At 70.1% G+C, this 22,768-nt stretch carries 16 protein-coding genes and 2 pseudogenes; 17 read left to right on the forward strand and 1 reads right to left on the reverse strand.

Features of this window, described 5'->3' with window-relative positions; genetic code table 11:
- Positions 1–283: 283 nt before the first annotated feature.
- Positions 284–1,525 carry a PucR family transcriptional regulator gene (locus AMYBE_RS0138895; protein ID WP_154676420.1) on the reverse strand — a complete coding sequence of 414 codons (1,242 nt, stop codon included), beginning with the start codon at positions 1,523–1,525 and terminating at the stop codon, positions 284–286.
- Positions 1,526–1,662: 137 nt separating this feature from the next.
- Between AMYBE_RS0138895 and AMYBE_RS0138900 the strand changes: the two genes are divergently transcribed.
- The 17 genes and pseudogenes from AMYBE_RS0138900 to AMYBE_RS0138980 all read left to right on the forward strand — a co-directional run bounded on the left by AMYBE_RS0138900 (position 1,663) and on the right by AMYBE_RS0138980 (position 22,731).
- Entirely contained in the window at positions 1,663–3,069 is a 1,407-nt protein-coding gene (locus tag AMYBE_RS0138900; RefSeq protein WP_027928479.1) for a fatty acid desaturase, read from the forward strand.
- Positions 3,069–3,260 (forward strand): ferredoxin, encoded by a 192-nt coding sequence (locus AMYBE_RS0138905; protein WP_020664815.1) that lies wholly within the window; start codon positions 3,069–3,071, stop codon positions 3,258–3,260. The genes AMYBE_RS0138900 and AMYBE_RS0138905 overlap by 1 nt, the downstream gene beginning before the upstream one ends.
- Before the next feature lie 153 nt (positions 3,261–3,413).
- The gene (locus AMYBE_RS45315) at positions 3,414–3,554 is read left to right on the forward strand and encodes a hypothetical protein (RefSeq protein ID WP_020664816.1); all 141 of its coding nucleotides are present in this window, start codon (positions 3,414–3,416) and stop codon (positions 3,552–3,554) included.
- Positions 3,555–3,561: 7 nt separating this feature from the next.
- Positions 3,562–3,894, forward strand: a complete 333-nt coding sequence (locus AMYBE_RS0138915; protein ID WP_020664817.1) for a hypothetical protein — start codon at positions 3,562–3,564, stop codon at positions 3,892–3,894.
- Between the two features lie 134 nt (positions 3,895–4,028).
- A pseudogene (locus AMYBE_RS0138920) lies at positions 4,029–5,507 on the forward strand (amidohydrolase family protein); the annotation flags it as partial.
- A complete protein-coding gene (locus AMYBE_RS0138925; protein WP_020664819.1) occupies positions 5,504–6,661 on the forward strand; it encodes a M20 family metallopeptidase in 1,158 nt (385 codons plus the stop codon). The pseudogene AMYBE_RS0138920 and the gene AMYBE_RS0138925, both read left to right, overlap by 4 nt.
- Before the next feature lie 47 nt (positions 6,662–6,708).
- Positions 6,709–7,587, forward strand: coding sequence for a hypothetical protein (locus tag AMYBE_RS0138930; protein WP_020664820.1), 879 nt, complete (start codon positions 6,709–6,711; stop codon positions 7,585–7,587).
- A complete protein-coding gene (menC, locus tag AMYBE_RS0138935; protein ID WP_020664821.1) occupies positions 7,584–8,690 on the forward strand; it encodes an o-succinylbenzoate synthase in 1,107 nt (368 codons plus the stop codon). Before AMYBE_RS0138930 ends, menC begins: the two co-directional genes overlap by 4 nt.
- Positions 8,691–8,767: 77 nt before the next feature.
- Entirely contained in the window at positions 8,768–10,417 is a 1,650-nt protein-coding gene (locus tag AMYBE_RS0138940) for a PucR family transcriptional regulator (protein WP_027928482.1), read from the forward strand.
- A 157-nt stretch (positions 10,418–10,574) separates the two neighbouring features.
- Positions 10,575–11,465: a serine hydrolase gene (locus AMYBE_RS0138945; RefSeq protein ID WP_020664823.1), complete on the forward strand. Its 891-nt coding sequence runs from the start codon at positions 10,575–10,577 to the stop codon at positions 11,463–11,465.
- Positions 11,466–11,584: 119 nt separating this feature from the next.
- A pseudogene (locus tag AMYBE_RS43095) lies at positions 11,585–12,976 on the forward strand (serine hydrolase domain-containing protein).
- Positions 12,973–13,872: a serine hydrolase gene (locus AMYBE_RS0138955; RefSeq protein ID WP_020664826.1), complete on the forward strand. Its 900-nt coding sequence runs from the start codon at positions 12,973–12,975 to the stop codon at positions 13,870–13,872. Before AMYBE_RS43095 ends, AMYBE_RS0138955 begins: the two are co-directional and overlap by 4 nt.
- 11 nt (positions 13,873–13,883) lie before the next feature.
- Positions 13,884–15,482: an ABC transporter substrate-binding protein gene (locus AMYBE_RS0138960; RefSeq protein WP_027928483.1), complete on the forward strand. Its 1,599-nt coding sequence runs from the start codon at positions 13,884–13,886 to the stop codon at positions 15,480–15,482.
- Positions 15,482–16,462: an ABC transporter permease gene (locus AMYBE_RS0138965; RefSeq protein WP_020664828.1), complete on the forward strand. Its 981-nt coding sequence runs from the start codon at positions 15,482–15,484 to the stop codon at positions 16,460–16,462. The genes AMYBE_RS0138960 and AMYBE_RS0138965 overlap by 1 nt, the downstream gene beginning before the upstream one ends.
- Position 16,463: 1 nt before the next feature.
- Positions 16,464–18,431: a dipeptide/oligopeptide/nickel ABC transporter permease/ATP-binding protein gene (locus tag AMYBE_RS0138970; protein WP_020664829.1), complete on the forward strand. Its 1,968-nt coding sequence runs from the start codon at positions 16,464–16,466 to the stop codon at positions 18,429–18,431.
- Complete coding sequence (locus tag AMYBE_RS0138975) at positions 18,428–19,405, forward strand: ABC transporter ATP-binding protein (protein ID WP_020664830.1); 978 nt, start codon at positions 18,428–18,430, stop codon at positions 19,403–19,405. The genes AMYBE_RS0138970 and AMYBE_RS0138975 overlap by 4 nt, the downstream gene beginning before the upstream one ends.
- A complete protein-coding gene (locus AMYBE_RS0138980; protein WP_020664831.1) occupies positions 19,402–22,731 on the forward strand; it encodes a serine hydrolase in 3,330 nt (1,109 codons plus the stop codon). The genes AMYBE_RS0138975 and AMYBE_RS0138980 overlap by 4 nt, the downstream gene beginning before the upstream one ends.
- Positions 22,732–22,768 lie beyond the last annotated feature (37 nt).

Below are 22,768 nucleotides of genomic sequence, written 5' to 3' on the forward strand. Positions count from 1 at the left end.
TGGGTGCGCCGCCGACCGGAGCGAACCGCGCCCGGCCGGCGACGTGACCAGAAGCTTCCCGGGGCGAGGCGGCGCGGGCATCGGTCCGTGGACTGGGGTTGCGCGGACCGGCTGGTCTCGGGCACAACCCGGCGAATCGGCCAGTTTGCCCGGTTTATCCGTGAAGGGCTCCTTGAGGAAATCCAAGTCCCTCAACGAGCCCTTCACGGATAAACCAGCGGACCGCTCGGCTGACAGACGCGCGCAATCCAACCGACGGTTGTCCCCAGCCAGCAGGCAGACCTCAGTCGACCGCCCGAAGCACCGCCGACCCCAACAGCCGGCAAGCCAGCAGTGCCACCTCCACGTCGATCCGTCCCTCCGCCAGCGGACGCCCTCGCTCTTGCTCGGCTTTCCGGAGCCGGTACTGGATCGTGTTCTTGTGCAGGTGCAGCTCCTGCGCCGCCACCATCAGACTGCTCCCGCTGGACAAATAGGCCCATACCGTCTCGCGCATCCGCTGGTGGGCCTCGTCGTCGTCGGCCAGCGCGCCCAGCACCGACTGCACCCAACCGGCGACCCCGGCCGGGTCGGCTGCCACCAAGGCCAGCGGCCCGAGCTGCGCGGCCGCGGTCACCGCGCGGGGCTGGGTTCGCTCGGTCATCTGGGCGACTGCTTCGGCTTGACGCGCCTGCTGGTGGGTCGCGCGGAAACCGGGCAGTCCGCTGGCCGGGTCGCCCAGCGCCACCCGGACCGGCTCGGGGGAACCGGCGAGGGCGGCGGATACCGCGTCCAGATCGACCGCCGCCGTCGGGAACCAGGCCCAGACTGTCGACGCGTCGGGGGCGACCACCAGCGGTGTCGCCCCGAGCACGCCGGCTAACAGGGCGGCGTGCCGTTCCAGAGTGGTCAGCCGGGCGTTCTCGTCCAGCTCCGGGCCGCACCACAACACCGCGCCGACGTGGCGGTCGGACAGGGCGTAGCCGAGGGTCTTCTCCACCTCCGCCAGGTCAATCGGCTTGCCGGACAGCGCGGCCTGCACCTTCGCGAGCCGGGCGGCGTTGCGGTGGCGCAGCCAGGTGTCGCGTTCCAGCTGGTAGGCCTCGACGACTTCCTCGGAGATCTTGTCGATGTAGGTGAACGCGACGTGGGACAGTTCGGTGGCGGCGACCGCGACGTCCGCGGCCTGCACCGGCTCCCGGGCGATCCGGGAGATCATCTCCTGCTGGAACGCGGCCTGGCCCAGCCGGTACGCGCGCAGCATCGCGGTGATCGGCACCCGCCGCTGGGCCAGCCGCCGGGCGAACTCCAGTGCTACCGGCGGGGCGCCGACGTCGACGGGGCGGGCGGTGCCGCCCAGCACGCTCAGCGCCGTGACCAGGTTCTCCCGGACCGTGCTTTCCAGCAGCTCCATCACCTGCGCGTCGGGAGCCAGCGCGGGCAGTTCGGCGGAGACCTCGCCGACGAGACGCGCGACCAGCCGCGGGAGCTCGGCCAATACCGAATCCGCGACCTTGACCAGGGTGGCGGCAGCCGTCGACGTCACCTGCAGCACCGTACGCGCCCCCGCCGGTTCGTGCCCGGGACCCAACGCCGCCCCCGGTTTCGGTTTCGCGACCAGTGTTTCGCCGCCCGCGGATTCCTACCGTCAGGAAACCACCCAACGACCGTGTGGAGGCCGCCATGAAGAAGTACCGCCTCGCCGGAGCGAACGGCGAAACCGGCTGGCACGACCGGAAACGGCATCTGTGGCTGCTCGGGCTCATCGTGCCGCTGCTCCCGTTCGCCGCGATCGGGCTGCGCGCCGCGACCGGATCCGACGCCGCATTGTGGCTCGGCCCGGTCGTGCTGCTGGTGCTCATTCCCCTGATCGACCTCGTCGCCGGCTATGACCACACCAATCCGCCGGATGAGGTGATGGAGGCGCTGGAGGAGGACCGCTACTACCGCTGGATCACCTACCTGTTCCTGCCGCTGCAGTACGCCGGGTTCGGGTTCGGCGCGTGGATGCTCGCCCGCGGCGAGGTGTCCGTCGCCGGCAAGATCGGGCTCGCCGTCACGCTCGGCACGGTCGCCGGGATCGCCATCAACACCGCGCACGAACTCGGTCACAAACGCGAGAGCACCGAGCGTTGGGCGGCCAAGATCGCGCTGGCCCAATGCTTCTACGGGCACTTCTACATCGAGCACAACCGTGGCCACCACGTCCGCGTCGCCACCCCGGAGGACCCGGCGTCGAGCCGGCTGGGGGAAAGCTTCTACCGGTTCTGGCCGCGCACCGTCGTCGGGTCGCTGCGCAGCGCCTGGGGTGTCGAGCGGAAGCGCTACGCCCGCAAGCACAGCCACCCGTTCCACCTGGGCAACGACGTGCTGAACGCGTGGCTGATGAGCGCGGTGCTGTGGGGCGGGCTGATCGCCTGGCTCGGCGTCGGGATCCTGCCGTACCTGCTGGTGCAGGCGGTGTTCGGGTTTTCGCTGCTGGAGATCGTCAACTACATGGAGCACTACGGGATGCTGCGCAAGCAGGTCGTCACCGGAACCAAGACCCGGTACGAGCGGGTGACGCCGGCGCACTCCTGGAACTCCAACAATGTCGCCACCAACGTCCTGCTCTATCACCTGCAGCGGCACAGCGACCACCACGCGAACCCGACCCGGCGCTTCCAGACCCTGCGCGATTTCAAGGAAAGCCCGGTCCTGCCCACCGGTTACACCGGGATGATGGCGGTCGCGCTGGTTCCGCCGTGGTTCCGGCGGGTGATGGACCCGCGCGTCTACCGGCACTTCGACGGCGACCTCCGGCAGGCCAACGTGCAGCCGGGCAAGCTGCCGGCGCTGCTGAAGAAGTACCCGCTCCTGCACGACCCGGCGGAGACGACGACGGCGGACGCCCGGTCGCGACTGGCCGACGACGTCGATGCGGCGCGATGCCCGGGCTGCGGTTACGTCTACCGGGTCGCCGAGGGCAACGAGCTGGAGGGTTTCGCCGCCGGGACCGCCTGGTCGGAGATCCCGGACGACTGGACCTGCCCGGACTGCGGCGTGCGCGACAAGGTCGACTTCGTCCCGGTCGTGCGGGAGGCGGCGTGATGCGGATCGTCGCCGACCGCGGCAAGTGCGAGGGCCTGGGGATGTGCGAGGCGATGGCCGACCAGTTCTTCGAGGTCGGGGACGACGGCACGGTGCGGGTGCTGGACGAGACTCCGCCGGAAGCCGACCGGCAGTTCGTGGACGCGGCGGTGCGCGCCTGCCCGGTCGCCGCGCTCAGGCTGCAGGGCTGATGGAGACGGAGCTGCTGGTCCAGGCAGGGTCTGGCGACCCGGCGGCGTTCGCGACGATCCACCAGGAGCACGTGCCGCCGGCGTACCTGCGGACGTGGGTGCCGACGGCGGCGGCCGAGGACCTGACGAGCCAGCGAACCGCAACGGGAGTGCGTGCTGCCGCGGTGCGTCGCCGGGCTGTTGGCGGCGGAAGTGGCCGAATCGATGAACAAGAACGTCAACAGCGTCCGGCCGCCGCCGCACGGTGCGGTGCGCGCGCTCGCGGCGCCGATGGCCGGAACCGGGAAGGACTGACCAGGTCATGCACGCTTTTCTGATGGTTTTCCAGATCATGGGGCCGCTGCTGGCGCTCATGCTGTGCCCGGTCTGGCTTCCGTTGCTGGGGATGCTGATCGGGAAGATCGCTGACCTGGTTACCGGGCGGGGAAAGCGGGAGGCGCCACCGGCACCTCGGGAACCGGCCGCCGCTGTCCGGGCCGGTGCGGGGACGGCCCACGCCGCGCCTTCGTCCCAGGTTCGCCCGGCGCCCCCAGCCAGCTCCGCCGAGCGGCGAAGGCCCGCTCATCGTCGCGAGCCCGCGGCACCGCTGCTGAACCCGGAACCCGCCGAGGCAGCGAACCGCACCGCCCAGTAGGTCCTTGCCGGTGGGTGCGTCGCGCTGTCTGAGTTAGTGCGCTCGGATGGATCTGCCCGCCCGGATTCGTACAGCGGGACGAACGGACCGCCCGCGAAAGCTCCTAGGGTCGCCTCAGCGAGGCTAGGAGGCGAAGAATGCGGACACTGTTGCGTGGCGGTCGCGTCATCGACCCGGCTACCGGTTTCGACGGCACGGCGGACGTGCTCGTGTCCGACGGCGCGATCGTCGCCGTCGGACCGGGGCTGCCGGCCGCCGAGGACCAGGTCGAGATCGATGTCGCCGGGTACATCGTCGGGCCCGGGTTCATCGATCTGCACAGCCACGTGCACTCCATCGCGGGCCAGCGGCTGCAGGCGATGGACGGCGTCACCACGGCGCTCGATCTGGAAGCCGGGCTGATGCCGATCGAACGGGCCTACGCCGAGGCCGCCAAGGCGGGCCGGCCGCTGCACTACGGCTTCTCGGCTTCCTGGGGTTCTGCCCGGGCGCAGGTGCTGGCCGGCATCGAACCGGACGCGAACATCGACACCGGGCTCGCGGTGCTGGGGAATCCGGCCTGGCAGCGGTCCTCGTCGAAGGCCGAACTCGCCGCCTGGCTGTCCCTTGTGGAGGGTGAGCTGGCGGCCGGCGCGCTCGGCGTCGGCGTGTTGCTCGGCTACGCGCCGACCACCGATCCGGCCGAATTCCTCGCGCTGGCGAAGCTGGCCAAGCAGGCCAGCGCGCCCACCTACACGCACGTTCGCGAACTGGTCGAGGTGGACCCGGGCACGCCGATCGACGGTTCCGAGGAGATCGCGATCGCCGCCGCCGAAACCGGCGCGGCGATGCATCACTGCCACGTCAACAGCACGTCCGGCCGCCATGTCGACCGGGTCCTGGCGGCGTTGGAGTCGGGGCGTTCGGCGGGCTCGCGAGTGACCGTGGAGGCCTATCCCTACGGCGCGGGCAGCACCGCGGTCGGCGCGTTCTTCATCTCGCCGGAACGGCTGAAGATGAAGGGCCTCAACCCGACCCGGGTGGTGCTGCTGGAGACCGGCGAGCGGATCGCCGACGAGGGCAGGCTGCTGCAGGTCCGGGCGGAGAATCCGGGGGCGCCGTGCATCCTCGAATTCCTCGACGAGGACAACGCCGCGGACCGCGCTCTGCTGCACCAGACGCTGGCGTTCCCGGACTCGATCGTCGCCAGCGACGCGATGCCGGTGTACTGGCCCGACGGCACCAACGAATCCACCGAATGGCCGCTCCCGCCGGGCGGTGCGACGCATCCGCGCACGGCCGGGACGTTCTCGAAGTCGCTGCGGCTCATGGTGCGCGAGACCGGGGCCTGGACTTGGCTGGAGGCGTTCCGGCGCTGTTCCTACCTGCCCGCTCGCGTGCTCGACGAGGTCGCGCCGGGCGCGCTGACCAAGGGACGGCTGAACGTGGGCGCGGACGCGGACATCGTCGTCCTCGACCCGGCCGCGGTCACCGACACCGCGACGTACTTCGACGCCACCCGGCCGGCGGTCGGCGTCCGGCACCTGTTCGTCAGCGGCACCCCGGTGGTCCGCGACGGGCAGCTGCTCACTGACGCGTTCCCAGGCCAGCCGCTACGAGGAGAACCACGATGACCGAATTCAGCCAGGACGCGCTGCTGGCCGACATCGAAACGCTGGTGTGCTGCGAATCCCCGTCCTCGGACCTGGACGCGGTGGCACACAGCGCCGACGTGCTCGCCGGGCTCGGCAAGGAGTTGCTCGGCGTCGAACCGGAACGGATCATCCTGGACGGCCGGACGCATCTGCGCTGGCGGTTCGGCGACGGTCCGGCCCGGGTGCTGCTGCTCGGCCACCACGACACGGTGTGGCCGATGGGTTCCCTTGCCACCCATCCGTTCTCGGTGCGCGACGGGGTGTTGCGCGGGCCCGGATGTTTCGACATGAAGACCGGGGTCGTGATGGCGCTGCACGTCGCGGCGGCACTGCCGGACCGCGCCGGATTGTCCATTTTGGTCACTGGGGACGAAGAGCTGGGCTCGCCGTCGTCTCGCGGGTTGATCGAAGAGGAAGCACGCGGCTGCGCGGCGGCCTTTGTGCTGGAAGCCGCGGCGGACGGCGGGGCGATCAAGACCCGGCGCAAAGGCGTGTCGCACTACCGGATCGAGGTGGCCGGGCGCGCCTCGCACGCCGGTCTCGAACCGGAGAAGGGGATCAACGCCGGGATCGAGATCGCGCACCAGGTGCTGGCGGTGGCCGCACTCGCCGATCCGGACCGCGGGACCAGCGTGGTGCCGACGGTGCTTTCCGCTGGTACCACGGTGAATACCGTGCCGGCCGCGGCGGCCGTCGAGGTCGACGTGCGGGTGTGGGACGAGGAAGAACAGCTTCGCATCGACCGGGAAGTCCGGGCTCTGCAGCCGAGGCTGGCCGGAGCGCGGATCACCGTCCACGGCGGCATCAACCGGCCGCCGCTGGAAGCGTCCTCCTCGGCCGCGTTGTTCGGGCTGGCTCAAGAACTGGCCGGGGAGCTCGGCCTGCCGGAATTGACCGAAGCCGCGGTCGGCGGCGCGTCGGACGGCAATTACACCGCGGGGCTGGGCGTACCGACACTGGACGGGCTCGGCGCGGTCGGCGGCGGAGCGCACGCCGATCACGAGCACGTCCTGGTCGAGGAATTGACCCGGCGGACCGCATTGCTGTTCGCCTTGACGGAAAACGTGCTGTCGAAGGGGAGTCTGTCGATTTCGACGAATCCGGCGGGCGATTCTGGCAGAGACCGACGGTGACGTCGGCGGGGGAACCGGGAAAGGATTGTCCGGTGACGAATCTTGCGATGAACACGGAGCTGCCGGTCGCCTCGGCGCTGCGCGACGAAGCGGTCGCCGTCGCGCGGGCGGCGGCCGCGGCCTCGGGGGTCGAGATCCGGGAGCTCACCGAGATCGCCGAGCTGACCGAGATCGGGGCGCTGTTCGAGACCATCTGGCAGTCCGCGCCGGGAACCCGGCCGGTGAACACGGAAATGCTGCGCGCGCTGACCTCGGCCGGTAATTATGTAGCCGGCGCCTTCGCCGACGGCGAACTGCTCGGCGGGTGCGTCGGGTTTTTCGGAAACCCCGGAAAGGCGAGCCTGCACAGTCATATCGCCGGGGTGGCGAAGGCCGGCGCGGGCCGTGGAATCGGGTATGCGCTGAAATTGCATCAGCGCGGCTGGGCGCTGGCGCAGGATGTTTTGGCGATCAAGTGGACCTTCGATCCGCTGATCCGCCGCAACGCCTATTTCAACCTCGGCAAACTCGGTGCGCTTCCGGTGCGTTACCTGCGCGACTTCTACGGTCCGATGGAAGACGGCATCAATGGCTCCGGCGACACCGACCGGTTGATGGTCTCCTGGGCGCTCAAGAGCGAAGCGGTGCGCACCGCGGCGTTCGGCGAACCGATTCGCATCGACGCCAACGCGCTGCGCGAAGACGGCGCGGCCGTCGCGTTGTCGATCGGAGAAGACGGCGGGCCGGTCGAGGGTTCCGCCGACGCTCCGGTGGCGCTCGTCGCGGTCCCGCCGGACATCGAAGGGCTGCGCCGCAGCAACCCCGGTCAGGCGGCCGCGTGGCGGGCTGCGCTACGCGACTCGCTCGCCGGGCTGATGACTTCCGGCGGCCGGGTGACCGGCTTCGATCGAGCCGGCTGGTACGTGATTTCCAAGGAGGAGCAGTGAAACTCAGCGGTGTGGAACTGCGCAAGGTGCAGATGCCGCTCGTCGCCCCGTTCCGGACGTCGTTTGGCACCCAGTCCGTCCGGGACCTGTTGCTGCTGCGCGCGGTGACGCCGGACGGCGAGGGCTGGGGCGAATGCGTGACGATGCCCGGCCCGGTGTACTCGTCGGAGTACAACGCCGGCGCCGAGCACGTGCTGCGCCATCACCTGATCCCGACGGTGCTGGCGGCAGGCGAGATCACCGCGGCGAAGGTGACGCCGCTGCTGGAGAGGTTCAAGGGCCACCGGATGGCCAAGGGCGCGTTGGAAATGGCGGTGCTGGACGCCGAACTCCGCGCGCTCGGCCGGTCCTTCGGCGGCGAACTGGGCTCGGTGCGCGACACCGTTCCCTGCGGCGTTTCGGTCGGCATCATGGACACCATCCCGCAGCTGCTCGACGTCGTCGGCGGATATCTCGACGAGGGCTACGTGCGGATCAAGCTGAAGATCGAACCCGGCTGGGACGTCGACCCGGTGCGCGCGGTCCGCGAGCGATTCGGCGATGACGTGCTGCTGCAGGTGGACGCGAACACCGCCTACACCCTCGGCGACGCGCAGCACCTGGCCAAGCTCGACTCGTTCGGGCTGCTGCTGATCGAGCAGCCGCTGGAAGAGGAGGACGTGCTCGGCCACGCCGAACTCGCGAAGCGGATCCAGACGCCGATCTGCCTGGACGAGTCGATCGTCTCGGCACGCGCGGCGGCGGACGCGATCAAGCTCGGCGCGGTGCACATCGTGAACATCAAGCCGGGCCGTGTCGGCGGCTATCTGGAAGCGCGCCGGGTGCACGACGTGTGCGCGGCGCACGCGATCCCGGTCTGGTGCGGCGGAATGATCGAGACCGGGCTGGGCCGGGCGGCGAACGTCGCGCTGGCTTCGCTGCCCGGGTTCACCCTCCCCGGCGACACCTCGGCGTCCGACCGGTTCTACCGGACCGACATCACCGAACCGTTCGTCCTGCAGGACGGGCACCTCCCGGTGCCGACCGGACCGGGCCTCGGCGTGGCCCCGATTCCGGAGCTGCTGGACGAGGTAACCACCGAAAAGGTATGGATCGGTTCGTAGCCCAGCACCAATTCCGAGGGTAGATTTGGTCCGATCGCACCAGCCGGTCCGATCCATGCTGGATCTACCTTCGGGGGGTGCTGACACCAGTGCCGAGCAAGCCGCACACGAGTCTGGGCCGCGTCCTCGAAGCACTCGGGGACGTGCTCCTCGAGCCGGTCGCGGTGGGCCGGGACACCCGGCGCCATCTCGGCGGAGTGGTGATCCACGACCCGCACGAAGACGCCGAGTTCCCGGCGCAGGCGGTGGTTCTCGGGGTCGGCGTGCGCGAGCCCGGCGAGATCGCGCAGCTGCTGCACACCGCGCGAGCGCACGGTGCCGCCGCGCTGGTCGTGCGGGCGCCGGTCGCGTCGTCGGCGGAGGTGACCCGGGCGGCGGAGTCGTCCGGGGTCGCGCTGCTCGGGCTGGCCAGCGGCGCGTCGTGGGCGCAGCTCGCGGCGATGTTGCGCACGCTGCTGGCAGAGGGCGACGTCGGCGACGTTTCCCCGCAGACGCTCGGCGGCATGCCCTCCGGAGACCTTTTCGCGCTGGCCAACGCGGTCGCGGCGCTGTTGGACGCACCGGTCACCATCGAAGACCGCAACTCGCGCGTGCTCGCCTTCTCCGGCCGCCAGGACGAAGCGGACGCCTCGCGCGCGGAAACCATTCTCGGCCGCCAGGTGCCGGAACGGTTCACCCGCGAGTTGGAGAAGGAAGGCGTTTTCGAGCGCCTGTACCGGGGCAACGAACCGGTTTACGTCTATCCGGATGGCTACGACGAGAAGATCTCGATGGCCCGGGTGGCGGTCGCGGTCCGGGCCGGCGACGAGGTGCTCGGGTCGATTTGGGCCGCTGTCGACAAAGATCTCAGCGAAGAACGTACGACGGCGTTGGTGGACGCGTCGAAGATTGTTGCGCTGCACATGCTTCGGCTGCGCGCGGGGGCGGACGTCGAACGTCGGCTGCGCGCCGATCTGGTGAGCACCGCGCTCGAAGGCGGTTCCGGAGCGCCGGAGGCGATCGCGCGGCTCGGTTTGCTGGGCCAGCCCACGATCGTGCTCGCGATGGGCTTGCTGGAAGCGCCGGACGACGATCTCCGGCTGGTCGCCGAACGCCAGCGGGTCGCCGATGCGCTCGCCATGCACCTCAGCGCGGTCCAGCCGCGGTCGGCGGTCGCGCTGATCGGTGATGTCGCTTATGGGATCGTCCCGATGCCGGGCAGCAACGGCGATTGCCGCGAACGCTCCGTGCGCGTCGCGTCGACTTTCCTGGAACGCACCGGCCGCCGGGTCGCCGCCGCGATCGGCATCGGGCCGCTCGCCGCGGACGGTTCCGGGCTGCGCGCGTCGCGGGACGGCGCGAACCGAGCGCTGCGTGTGTTGCTCACCAACGGCGGCAGCAAACGGGTGATCACCGCCGAGGACGCGCACATCGACGCGCTGATGCTGGAGCTGGCGGACCTGTCGGCGGCCCGCGGCGATGTCGCGACCGGGCCGATTGCCCGATTGCTCGCCTACGACACGAAACACCAGTCACAGCTGGTGCATACGCTGCGATGCTGGCTCGATTCCTTCGGCGACATCGGGGCCGCCTCGGCGGCCGCGTACGTGCATCCGAGCACGTTCCGATACCGGTTGCGCCGGCTCGCCGAAGTCGGCGGCATCGATCTGGAGGATTCGGGGGACCGGTTCGCCGCGATGGTCCAGCTGCATCTGCTGCGCGGCTTGGACAAGCCAGAAGAGGTCTGACCCTGCTTGCTCCGCCCGGCGCAAACCGCCGGGCGGCCTTCGTTCGATCGCACCAGCTGCGCCCTGCCCGCCGTGCACAGAATGAATGAACAAAACAGGCGGGACTGGGTTCCCGCCTGTTTCCGGCCGGATCCGTCCGAAGTAGACAGGAGCGCAGATGACCGCCGACGCAACCGAGAAGATCCTTCGCCGGGCGAACGAGATCGGGGTCGAGGTCTGGTTGCAGGCCGCCGATGTCGACGGCACCGCGACGTTCGGGATCGGCGCGGACGTTCCGGTGGTCACCGCATCGGTGTTCAAGATCCCGGTCGCGCTCGAACTCGCCCGCCAGGCCGCCGAGGGCCTGCGCGACCTCGGCGACCGGATCGCCGTCCGGCCGGGACATCCGACCCCCAGCCCGTACGGTTTGGCCACCTTCCGGCACGAGGTCGTGATGTCCTGGCACGAGCTGGCGATCCTGATGATCGGAATCAGTGACAACGTTGCCACCGACCTCATTCTGGCCGAGATCGGCAAGGATTCGGTCAATGCGACGCTGCGCCGGCTCGGACTCGCTCGAACGGCGGTTCCGCAGGACTGCGCCGAGCTGCTGGCGACCATCGGCGAAGATCTCGGCGTGGCCTACGAGGACGACGAACGGCTGCTTTCCGAACTGAGTCATGAACAGGTTTCCGGTTTGCGCGCATTGCAGCCGGAAAACACCTGCCGCACCACCGCTGCGGAAATGACCCGGCTGCTCGGCCTGATCTGGCGCGACGAGGCGGCGCCGCCGCAAGCGTGCGCGGATGTCCGGCGCTGGACCGGATTGCAGGTCTGGCCGCACCGGCTGCGGTCCGGGTTCCCGGACGACGGGATTCGCACCAGCGGCAAAACCGGCACGCTGCCGTCGGTGCGCAATGAGGTCGGCGTGGTCGAGTACCCGGACGGCGGCCGGTACGCGGTGTCGGTATTCACGCGTGCCGAGGATTCCCGTTCCCGGGTGCCCGAGCGCGACGCGTTCATCGGATTCGCCGCGGCGACGGCAGTGGAGTCGCTGCGCACCGCGTGATTCGTCGGTGCGGACGAACTTTCGCTTCGCTCTCCTCGGTCCGGACGAACAAGTGACGTCCGCCACGGACCTAGCATTCCGGAAACGCCGGACCACCCCCACCCGGACAGAAGGTGCACATGTCGAAAATTTCCGAAATCGAGACTTGGCTGCAGGAGAACCTCGCCGTGCTGCTGGCCGAGCACCAGGTGCCCGGAGCCGCGATCGCGGTGCTCGCCGACGGCGAGGTGATCGACCACGCGGCCGGTGTGCTGAACAAGAGCACCGGCGTCGAGTCCACTGTGGACTCGGTGTTCCAGATCGGTTCCATCACCAAGGTGTGGACGACCACGCTGATCATGCAGCTGGTCGACGAGGGCAAGGTCGATCTCGACCGGCCGGTGCGCGACTACCTGCCCGAGTTCGCGATCGGCGACGAGGAGGCCGCGGCCGCGATCACCGTCCGGCAGCTGACCTGCCACACCGCCGGGTTCGAGGGCGACATCTTCACCGACACCGGGGTCGGCGACGACGCGGTGGAGAAGCTCGTCGCGACGCTCGGCAGCGTGCCCCAGCTGTTCCCGCCGGGCGAGCGGTTCTCCTACAACAACGCGGGCTACTGCGTGCTCGGCCGCATCATCGAGGTACTGCGCGGCAAGTGCTGGGACGACTGCGTGCGCGAGCACCTCTTCAAACCGCTCGGCCTGACCCACGCCGCGTCCGGCCCGTACGACGCGATCCGCTACCGCGCGGCGATCGGCCATGTCACTCCGGCTCCGGGCGAGGCACCGGTGCCCGCTCCGGTCTGGGCGCTGCCCCGCTCCAACTCGGCGGCCGGCTCGACCCTCGCGATGCGCCCGCGCGACCTGCTCGCGTTCGCCTGAATGCACCTCAACGAGGGCAAAGCCGACGACGGCACTCAGGTGGTGTTGCCGGAGTCGCTGCTCGCGATGCGCGAACCGCAGGTGGACACGCCTGATCTGGGCACCATCATGGCCGGTCAGTGGGGCCTCGGCTGGATGCTGTTCGACTGGGACGGCGGCAAGGTGATCGGCCACGACGGCGGCACCATCGGGCAGTCGTCGTTCCTGCGGGTGGCTCCGGAACACGGAGTCGCGATCGCGCTGCTGACCAACGGCGGCGAGCCGCTGCACGTGTACCAGGCGATCTTCGGCAAGCTGATGGCCGAGCTCGCCGGCATCCAGGTCCCGCCGCTGCCCGCGCCGGATTCGTCGGCCGCGCCGGACCTTTCCCGGTTCGTCGGCGAGTACTCCTCGATGGTCGCCGACACCGTCGTCACCGCGGACGACGAGGGCCGGTTGTGGATGGAGCGCACACCGAAGGGGATCTTCGCCGAGATCGGCGGCCCGTCGGGCAAGGAAGAACTGCTGCCCTACCGCGGGGACACCTTCGTTGCCACCGTTCCGATGGTGCCGGGCGTCTACCTGCCGCACGCCTTCGTCGGCGACGACGGCAACGGCCACGTCCAGTTCCTCCACACTGGACGCGCGGACCGGCGGGTCTCGGCATGAGCGTCCAGGAACAGATCGAAGCGGTTTTCGCCGACGCGGACACCGACGGTTTCCTGCACGCCCGCGAGATCGGCGTTCCGGACGGGCCCGAGGTGTCCGTAAACGGCGATGATCCGGTGGTCCTCGCGTCGGTGTTCAAGATCCCGCTCGCCGTCGCCTACGCCCGGGAAGTGGTGGCGGGCCGGCTGGACGAGACGGAACGCACCAAGGTCACCGCGCGGTACCGGACCGGCGGGATCGGCACCGCGGGCTGCGCGGACGACGTCGAGATGAGCTGGCGCGACTTGGCGCACTTCATGCTCACGATGAGCGACAACGCCGCGACCGACCTGATTTACCACCGCGTCGGCCAGGACGCGGTGGACCGGGTGCTGGCCGACCTCGGCCTGTCCCGTACCCGGTTGATCGGCTGCTGCGAAGACCTGTTCGCGAGCGTCATCGCGGATCTCGGCGGCAGCCCGGACGACGATCTGGAAGCCGTGCTCGGCGGCGCGACTCCGGAACAGCTGGACAAGCTCTCGGTGCGCGACCCGGAACGCACTACGTCCTCGACACCGCGCGAGATGACCGCGCTGCTCGACGCGATCTGGACCGACCGGGCCGCTGACCCGGCGGCCTGCGAACGGGTCCGGACGATCATGGCGCAGCAGATCTGGCCGCATCGGCTGTCGTCGGGCTTCCCGTCCGGCGTCGCGGTCGCGGCGAAAACCGGGACGCTTCCCGGTGTCCGCAACGAAGCGGGCGTGGTGACCTTGGGGGACGGTCGCCAGTTCGCGGTCGCGGTATTCACCCGCGCCCACTCTCTCGCCGACCGCCTGCCCGCGGTCGACGGGTCCATCGGCGCCGCCGCCCGGCTGGCGCTTGACCACCTCTCCGCGCAGACCGTCACCCCGTAGGAGAAATTCCCATGAAGACTGCTCGGCTCACCGCCGCTATGGCGGGCGTAGTGGCCTTGACCGTGAGCGCGTGCGGGGGATCAGCGCAATCCGGGCAGGACCGGACCGCGAACCAGAAACTGGTGGACGGCAAGACGTTCACCTATGCCATCGCTTCCGACCCGGGAACGCTCGACCCGGCGATCACCGTGCTGTCGGTGGCCCGCCGCATGGACCAGTTCCTCTACGACGGACTGATCAACCTCGATCCCCAGGGGAACATCCAGCCCGCCATCGCGCAGAAGTGGGAAGCCACCACGACCACCGCGTCGTTCACGCTGCGCAAGGGCATCACCTGCGCCGACGGCACGCCGTTGACCTCGAAGGACGTGGTCGACAGCATCAACTTCGTCGGGGACGCGGCGAACAAGTCGCCGATCGCGGGCGTGACCGTGAAGGTCGGCACGAAGGCGGTCGCCGACGACGCGGCCGGCACCGTTCAGGTGACCAGCGGCGCGCCGGACGCGTTCCTGCTGCGCAACCTCGGCGGCGTGCCGATCGTCTGCGCCAAGGGCCTGGCCGACCGCAAGACGCTGGCCAAGGGCGAGAACGGCACCGGGATGTTCACCGTCTCCGAGAGCGTCCCGAACGACCACTACACGCTGATCCGGCGCAAGGACTACACCTGGGGCCCAGGCAGCTTCGACAACAAGGAGAAGGGCCTGCCGGACAAGGTCGTCTTCCGCGTCGTCCCGAATATGACGACCACGTCCAACCTGCTGCTGTCCGGCGAGGTCAACGCCGGCGAGGTGATCGGGCAGGACCAGCAGCGGCTGCGCGCGGCGAAACTGTTCCACGCGGATGTCATCCAGCCGATCGGCGAGCTGTTCTTCAACCAGGCGTCCGGCCGGGCCACCGCGGACCAGTCGATCCGCAAGGCGCTGGTGCAAGCGGTCGATCTGCCGCAGGCGGCGAAGGTACTGACCCGCGACGGCAGTGCGCCGGTCAAGAGCATGGTCACCGGTGACCCGTTGCCCTGCACCGGTGATTCGGTCGCCGGCAAGGTGCCCGGGCTGGACGTCGCCGCGGCCAAGGCGGCACTGGACGCGGCCGGCTGGAAGCCGGGGCCGGACGGCATCCGGGTGAAGGACGGCAAACGGCTCGCGTTGACCGCTGTCTACGCTTCGCAGGCCGGCCCGACCATGGCCGCGGGCGCGGAGCTGATCCAGCAGGGCTGGAAGAACGTCGGCGTCGACGTCACGCTCAAGGCGCTGGACGGCCCGGGCATCAGCCAGGCGTTGTTCGCCACCGGCGAATGGGACATCTCGCTGGCACCGCTCGGTCTGACCCTGCCCAGCCAGCTGGTGCCGTTCGTCTCCGGCGGGGAACCGCCGCAGGGCACGAACTTCGCGCACATCAAGAACCCGGAGTACGACGCGCTGGTCGCGAAGGCGGCGACGCAGGCGGGCGGGGCAGGCTGCGGGGACTGGCTGGCAGCCGAGTCCGCGCTGGTCGCGAAGCAGGACATGACGTTGTTCGCGAACACGGTGCTGCCGACGTTCGGGAGCAACGCCCGGTTCGAGATCGCGGGCGGGCTCCTGAAGCCGTCGTCAATCCGGATGTACTCCTGATGACCGGCGCGATCGCCGTCGCGGGCCCGAAGGTCAGCCCCTGGCTGACCTTCGGCGCCCGCCGTCTCGCCCGGTTCGTCGTGTCGCTGTGGGCGCTGGTCACCCTGGCGTTCCTGATGATCCAGCTGATCCCGGGCGATCCGGTGCGCGCGGCGCTCGGGCTGACCGCGCCGATCGAGCTGGTGAACGCCCGCCGGGCCGCGCTCGGACTGGACCATCCGCTGTGGCAGCAGTATTTCGACTACCTCGGCGGCCTGTTCCGCGGTGACTTCGGCGTCTCGATGCTCAGCGGCCAGCCGGTCAGCGAGATCATCTCCGACCGGCTGCCGAACACCCTGCAGCTGGCGTTGCCGGCGTTCCTCGTGGTGATCGCGCTGGCGATCCCGCTCGGCCTGACCTTCGCGGTGCTGACCCGCGGCGGGCGGCGGCGCGGGGCGGAGCTGGCGTTCACCTCGACGAGCGTGCTGGTCGCCGCGATCCCGGAGTTCCTGGTCGCGGTGGCGCTGGTGGCGTTCTTCGCGGTGCAGCTCGGCTGGTTCCCGGTGGCCGGGCACGACAGCGCGAGTTCGCTGGTGCTGCCGGTCATCGCGTTGGCGCTCGGGCCGATCGCAACGATGTCCCGGATCGTCCGGGTGGAAACGCTTTCCGTGCTGGGCAACGATTTCGTCCGCACCGCCCGCGCGAAGCGCCTGCCCGCGCGGCTGGTCTACCTGCGCCACGCCCTGCCGAACGCGCTGACCGCGACGCTGACGCTGGGCGGGATGCTGTTCACCACCATGGTCGCGGGCACCGTGCTGGTGGAGAACGTGTTCGCCTGGCCGGGCCTCGGTTCCACCATTTCGCAGTCGATCCTGCAGAAGGACTACCCGCTGGTGCAGGGGATCGTGCTGATCTACGGCATCGGCGTGCTGCTGGTGAACCTCGTGGTGGACGTGCTGCTGGCCGTCCTCGATCCGCGTTCGACGATCCGGGAGAGCTGAGATGGCGAAACGACGCGGAGCGCAGTGGCTGGCCGCCCTGCGCACGCCTTTGGGCGCATGCTCGGCCGCACTGCTGGCGCTGGTGCTCGCGGTCGCGCTGTTCGGCCCGATTCTGTGGCAGGGCGCGGCTTCGGCGATCGACACCAACGCGATCGGGCAGGCCCCGTCCGGCCAGCACCTGGTCGGCACGGACGAACTGGGCCGGGACATCTTCTACCGGGTGCTGGTCGCGACCCGGCTTTCGGTGGTGCTCGCGTTGATCGCGGCCGCGATCGGGGTGGTTACCGGACTCGTGCTCGGCATGTTGCCCGCGGTGCTGCCGCGCCCGCTCGCGCGCCTGCTGACCGCGGCGGTGAACGTCGCGGTCGCGTTCCCCGGTCTGCTGCTGGTGCTGTTCTTCGCGGTGATCTTCGGCGTCGGCACGAACGGTGCGGTGCTGGCGATCGGGTTCGCGCTGGCCCCGCAGTTCGCCCGGCTGACCCAGACGCTGTCCGCGTCGGTGGCCGGGCGGGACTTCGTGTCCGCTGCCCGGGTCGCCGGGGTGGGCCGGATCCGGCTGCTGGCCCGGCACATCCTGCCGAACATCGGCGAACCGCTGGCCGTCAACGCCACCATGGGCGCGGGCGGGGCGTTGCTGGCGTTCTCCGGGCTGTCCTTCCTCGGGATCGGCGTGCAGGCCCCGGATTACGACTGGGGCCGGCTGCTCAACGAGAGTCTCAACGGGATCTACGTCAACCCGGCCGCCGCGCTGGCACCCGGCGTCGCGGTGGTCGTCGCGGGACTCGCGTTCAACCTGTTCGGCGAGACGGTCGCCGGGGTGATCGGAGTCCGGGATCGGCTGCCCCGGCTGCTGTCGCGTCCACTTCGGACGGCCAACGCGGACGCGCCCGCGAACCCGGACGACACCGTGCTGGTGGTGGAAAACCTGGAGGTCGCGTTCCCGCGGCCGTCCGGCTGGACGGTCCCGGTACGCGGGGTGAGCTTCACCGTGCGGGCTGGCGAAGCTATCGGAGTGGTGGGCGAATCCGGTTCCGGCAAGAGCTTGACCGGGCTAGCGGTGTCGCGGCTGATCGAGTCGCCCGGTTCGGTGACCGCGGACCGGCTGGACTTCGCCGGCACGCCGGTGCTCACCACGCCGGAGCGCGAACTGCGGACGCTGCTGGGCACGTCGCTGGCGATGGTGTTCCAGGACCCGATGACCTCGTTCAACCCGACCCGCCGGATCGGCCGCCAGCTGGCCGAGGTTTCCGAGCAGCACCACGGCCTCTCCCGGGCCAAGGCGCTCGAACGGGCCGTCGACCGGCTGCGCGCGGTGCGCATCCCGGCCGCCGCGCGGCGGGCAAAGCAGTACCCGCACGAGTTCTCCGGCGGGATGCGGCAGCGCGCGATGATCGGCATGGGCCTGATGGGCGACCCGCGGCTGATCATCGCGGACGAGCCGACCACCGCGCTGGACGTGACCGTGCAACGGCAGCTGCTGCGGCTGCTGGCGCAGACGCGCGCGGAACGGGACACCGCGATCATCCTGATCAGCCATGACATCGCGGTGGTTTCCCAGACCTGCGAACGAATCCTGGTGATGTACGCGGGGCGGATCGTGGAGGACCTGCCGGCCGCCGGGCCGGAGATGGCGCCGCGGCACCCCTACACCCGGGCGCTGCTCGCCACGACCATCGACCTGGAGACCGATCGCGACGCGGCGCTCGCCGTGATTCCCGGCCGTCCGCCAGAGCCGGGCCGGATGCCCGACGGCTGCGCGTTCGCGGCGCGGTGCCCGCTGGCGACCGACCAGTGCCGGGCGGAGGACCCGGAGCTGACCGTCGTCGCGCCGGAACACCGGGTGGCGTGCTGGCATCCGGACGACACCCCCCTCGCGCGCCCCTCCGCGGACGAAGTCCGTGAAGGGAACATTGAGGGAATCAGAGTCCCGGAAGGTTCCCTTCACGGACTGCCGGGAGGCGCGGAATGAGCGAGCTGATCTTCGACCGGGTGAGCGTCCGGTACGGCCGGATGACCGCGGTCGACGGGGTTTCGCTGACCGTTCCGGCGGGCAAAGTCGTTGGCCTGGTCGGCGAGTCCGGGTCCGGCAAGTCGACGCTGGCCCGGGCTGCGGTCGGGCTTTCGCCGGTGAGCGAGGGCCAGGTGCTGCTCGGCGGGACGGACGTCCGGCGGCTGCCGCGCCGTCGTCCGTTGCAGATGGTGTTCCAGGATCCGTATTCCTCGCTCAACCCGAGGATGACGATCGGCGAGTCGATCATCGAGGCGATGCCGCGCGGCGCGTTCCCCGGCAAAGCGGCGCGCCGGGCCGAGGTCGCCCGGCTGCTCGAGCTGGTCCAGCTCGATCCGGACCGGGCCGAGCACCTGCCCGGCCAGATGTCCGGCGGGCAGCGGCAGCGGGTCGCGCTGGCCCGGGCGCTCGCCGGGCAGCCGGAAGCGCTGATCGCCGACGAGATCACCTCGGCGCTCGACGTTTCCGTGCAGGGCGCGGTGCTCAACCTGGTCCGCTCGGTGCAGCGGCAGCTCGGCCTGTCGATGCTGTTCATCTCGCACAACCTCGCGGTGATCCGTTACCTCAGCGACTTCGTCGCGGTGATGTACCTCGGCCGGATCGTCGAGGCCGGACCAGCCGAGCAGGTGCTCACCGACCCGCAGCACCCCTACACCCGGGACCTGCTGGACGCCGCGCCGTCGGCGCACAAGCCGCTGTTCGACCTCGAACCCAGCGCGACCGCCGATGCGGAACCGCCGGACCCGCATCACCCGCCTGCCGGATGCCGGTATCACCCGCGCTGCCCGATCGGACCGCTCGTGCGGGACGACCGCGAGCTGTGCCTGCGCGCGGATCCGGCCGAGGACGCCGCGCCCCGGCGGCACGCCGCCGCCTGCCACTTCGTCGAAACCGAGGGCCACGAGCCCGCGATCTCCAGAGGAGCCAGCGTATGACCCGCCGTCTCGGCATCGAAGACCTCTATCACCTCGCCGCGCCCAGTCAGCCGGCGCTCTCGCCGGACGGCAGCCGGATCGTCTACGTCGTGCGGACCGCCGATGAGGCCGAGGACCGCAACGTCGATACCTTGTGGACAGTCGCGACCGCGTCCGGCGAGGCTCGGCAGCTGACTCGCGGCACCGGCGACGCGGCCCCGAGGTGGGCGCCGTCGGGTGAGCAGATTGCCTTCCTGCGCGCCCAGGACGGCCCGCCGCAGGTGTGGCTGCTGCCAGCAGACGGCGGCGAAGCCGAGCAGAAGACGTCGCTCCCGCTCGGCGCGGGCGCGCCCGTCTGGAGCCCGGACGGCGGCAAGATCGCGTTTTCCGCGGCCACTGATCTCGCCGCGACGGTCGAAGCGCCGCCCGCTAACGCACCGATCGTCGCCGAGCGGCTGGACTTCAAGGCCGACGGTGCCGGGCTGCTGAAGACCTATCGCAAGCACCTGCACGTGCTGGACGTCGCGACCGGCGAGGTCAAGCAGCTCACCTTCGGGGATTGGCACGCGGGCGATCCGACCTGGTCGCCGGACGGCAAGCAGCTCGCGTTCACCGGCGCGCGCGACGACGACGCGGACCTTACTTTCCAGTCCGCCGCTTACGTTCTCGATGTCACTGAGCGCAATTCGGAACCGAAGCAGGTCGGCAGCGGCGAAGGCATGGCGGGCACCGCCAGCTGGACTGCCGACGGCAAGGCGCTGCTGGTGATCGGCCGCACCGACACTGCCACTGGGCACCTCAGCCTGCTGCGCGTCTCGCTGGACAGCGGCGAGACCGTCAACTTGGCCGCTTCCCTCGACCGCAACGTGATGCCCGGCGGCTCCGGCTACCCGGGGGTGCTGCCGCAGCTCAACGCCGCGGGAGACATCGTGGTGTTCGCGATCCGCGACCGCGGCTGCACCCATCTGTACGAAGTGGACCTGGCCGGCGGGGAACCGCGTCCGATCCTGACCGGTGCCGGCCACGTGGTGTCCGGAATGGACCTGGTCGGGGACCAGGCGGCGGTCGTGCTGGCCACCGCGGATTCCTTCGGCGAGATCGTGGTGCTCGACCGGGTCACCGGCGCGCAGGACGTCCGGACCAGGCACGGCGAAGCACTGTCCGACGTGGAACTGTTCGACCGCGAAGCGCGCGAGTTCACCATCAGCGACGGCACCGTCGTCGAAGGGTGGCTGACTCGTGACTCGGAACGCACTGGCGGTCAACCGCTGCTGATCGACATCCACGGCGGCCCGCACAACGCGTGGAACGGTGCGGCCGACGCGATTCACCTGTACCACCAAGTGCTCGCTGCTCGCGGCTGGGCAGTGCTCACTCTCAACCCGCGCGCCAGCGATGGTTACGGCGAAGCGTTTTATGCCGCGACGGTCGGCAACTGGGGACGCGCCGACGCCGCCGACTTCCTGGAACCGATCGATCAGCTGGTCGCCGAGGGCCTCGCCGACCCGGACCGGCTCGCGGTCACCGGGTACAGCTACGGCGGCTACATGACCTGCTACCTGACGAGCCGCGACGACCGGTTCGCGGCCGCGGTCGCCGGTGGCGTGGTCAGCGACTTGACCAGCATGTCCGGCACCTCCGACGGCGGGCATTTCATGGCCGTCAACGAGTTCGACGGACTGGCCTGGACCGACTACACGGAACTGTCGCCGTACTCGAAGGTCGACCAGGTCCGCACGCCGACACTGATCCTGCATGGCGCCGAGGACGTACGCTGCCCGGTCGGGCAGGCCGAGCAGTGGTTCACCGCGCTGCGCGAGCGCGACGTCCCGTCGCGGCTGGTGCTGTACCCAGGCGGCGCGCACCTGTTCATCCTGGACGGACCGCCGTCGCACCGCGCCGATTACAACCGGCGGGTGCTCGAATGGGTCGAGCAGTACGCAGGCCCTGCCGACGGCGTTTCGCGGGTGCCGATCGAGGCCGCCCACTGGGACCGCCGGCTCGCCGAACTGGCGCGCAAGCACCGCGTCCCCGGTGCGTCGCTGGGCATTCTGCGGGTGGAGACCGGCGAGGAGGTGTTCGCGACGCACGGCGTGCTGAACGCGAAGACCGGCGTCGAGGTCACCGAGGACTCGCTCTTCCAGATCGGCTCGATCTCCAAGGTGTGGACGGCGACTGTGGTGATGCGGCTGGTCGAGGAGGGCCTGCTGGACCTCGACGCGCCGATTGCCGACGTGCTGCCGGAGCTGCGGCTGTCCGACCCGGACGTGACCAAGACGGTCACCATGCGGCACCTGCTGACCCACACCAGCGGCATCGACGGCGATATCTTCACCGACACCGGCCGAGGCGACGACTGCGTCGAAAAGTACGTGGACCTGCTGCCCGAGGCCGCGCAGAACCATCCGATCGGCGCGACGTTCTCCTACTGCAACTCAGGATTCATCCTGATGGGCCGGGTGATCGAGAAGCTCACCGGCAAGACCTGGGACGCGGCCATGCGGGAGAAGCTGTTCACTCCGCTGGGCCTCACCCACACCGTGACGCTGCCAGAAGAAGCACTGCTGTACCGCGCCGCGGTCGGTCATGTCGAGACCGACGGCGACGAGCCGAAGCTGGCCCCGGCCTGGCAGCTGCCCCGTTCGGCCGGTCCTGCCGGCCTGATCAGCGCGCAGGCCAAGGACGTGCTCGCGTTCGCCCGCCTGCACTTGAACGGCGGCGTCGCCGAGGACGGCACCCGGCTGCTGTCGGAGGAAACGGTTGAGGCGATGACCGCGGAGCAGGTCAAGGTCCCGAACCCGTACGCGCTCGGCGATTCGTGGGGCCTCGGCTGGATCCGCGACAACTGGAACGGCCGCCGCCTCATTGGCCATGACGGCAACACGATCGGCCAGTCGGCCTTCCTGCGGCTGCTGCCGGACCAGGGACTGGCGGTCACGCTGCTGACCAACGGCGGCCACGCGCGGGACCTGTACGAGGAGCTGTATCGGGAGATCTTCGCCGAACTGGCGGACGTGGCCATGCCGCGCCCGCTGGAGCCGCCGGCTACCCCGGTCGAGGTGGACGCGAGCCGCCACTTCGGCGTGTACGAGCGGGCCGGGTCGCGCATCGAGGTCTCGCAGGGCTCGGACGGCCTGCGCCTGAAGGCCATCGCGACCGGTGCGCTGGCGGAGCTGGTGCCGGAGCAGGACCGGGTCCAGGAGTACGACCTGGTGCCGCTCTCGGACACCCTGTTCCTGATCAAGCCGCCGGGCGCGCAGTTCTGGCTGCCGATCGTGTTCTACTCGCTGGCGACCGGCGAGCCGTACCTGCACTTCGGGGTGCGGGCGACGCCCAAGGTGTCCTGACCGGGTGCGGCCTGGGTCCGGCTTCCGGCCGGACCCA

It is taken from the genome of Amycolatopsis benzoatilytica AK 16/65 (assembly GCF_000383915.1).
Lineage (GTDB): Bacteria > Actinomycetota > Actinomycetes > Mycobacteriales > Pseudonocardiaceae > Amycolatopsis > Amycolatopsis benzoatilytica.

Excerpts from the sequence above, each read along its gene's own strand:
- AMYBE_RS0138900 (WP_027928479.1), top strand. The coding sequence starts at position 1,663 with ATGAAGAAGTACCGCCTCGCCGGAGCGAACGGCGAAACCGGCTGGCAC.
- AMYBE_RS0138905 (WP_020664815.1), top strand. The coding sequence starts at position 3,069 with ATGCGGATCGTCGCCGACCGCGGCAAGTGCGAGGGCCTGGGGATGTGC.
- AMYBE_RS0138915 (WP_020664817.1), top strand. The coding sequence starts at position 3,562 with ATGCACGCTTTTCTGATGGTTTTCCAGATCATGGGGCCGCTGCTGGCG.
- AMYBE_RS0138925 (WP_020664819.1), top strand. The coding sequence starts at position 5,504 with ATGACCGAATTCAGCCAGGACGCGCTGCTGGCCGACATCGAAACGCTG.
- AMYBE_RS0138930 (WP_020664820.1), top strand. The coding sequence starts at position 6,709 with ATGAACACGGAGCTGCCGGTCGCCTCGGCGCTGCGCGACGAAGCGGTC.
- AMYBE_RS0138945 (WP_020664823.1), top strand. The coding sequence starts at position 10,575 with ATGACCGCCGACGCAACCGAGAAGATCCTTCGCCGGGCGAACGAGATC.
- AMYBE_RS0138955 (WP_020664826.1), top strand. The coding sequence starts at position 12,973 with ATGAGCGTCCAGGAACAGATCGAAGCGGTTTTCGCCGACGCGGACACC.
- AMYBE_RS0138960 (WP_027928483.1), top strand. The coding sequence starts at position 13,884 with ATGAAGACTGCTCGGCTCACCGCCGCTATGGCGGGCGTAGTGGCCTTG.
- AMYBE_RS0138965 (WP_020664828.1), top strand. The coding sequence starts at position 15,482 with ATGACCGGCGCGATCGCCGTCGCGGGCCCGAAGGTCAGCCCCTGGCTG.
- AMYBE_RS0138970 (WP_020664829.1), top strand. The coding sequence starts at position 16,464 with ATGGCGAAACGACGCGGAGCGCAGTGGCTGGCCGCCCTGCGCACGCCT.
- AMYBE_RS0138975 (WP_020664830.1), top strand. The coding sequence starts at position 18,428 with ATGAGCGAGCTGATCTTCGACCGGGTGAGCGTCCGGTACGGCCGGATG.
- AMYBE_RS0138980 (WP_020664831.1), top strand. The coding sequence starts at position 19,402 with ATGACCCGCCGTCTCGGCATCGAAGACCTCTATCACCTCGCCGCGCCC.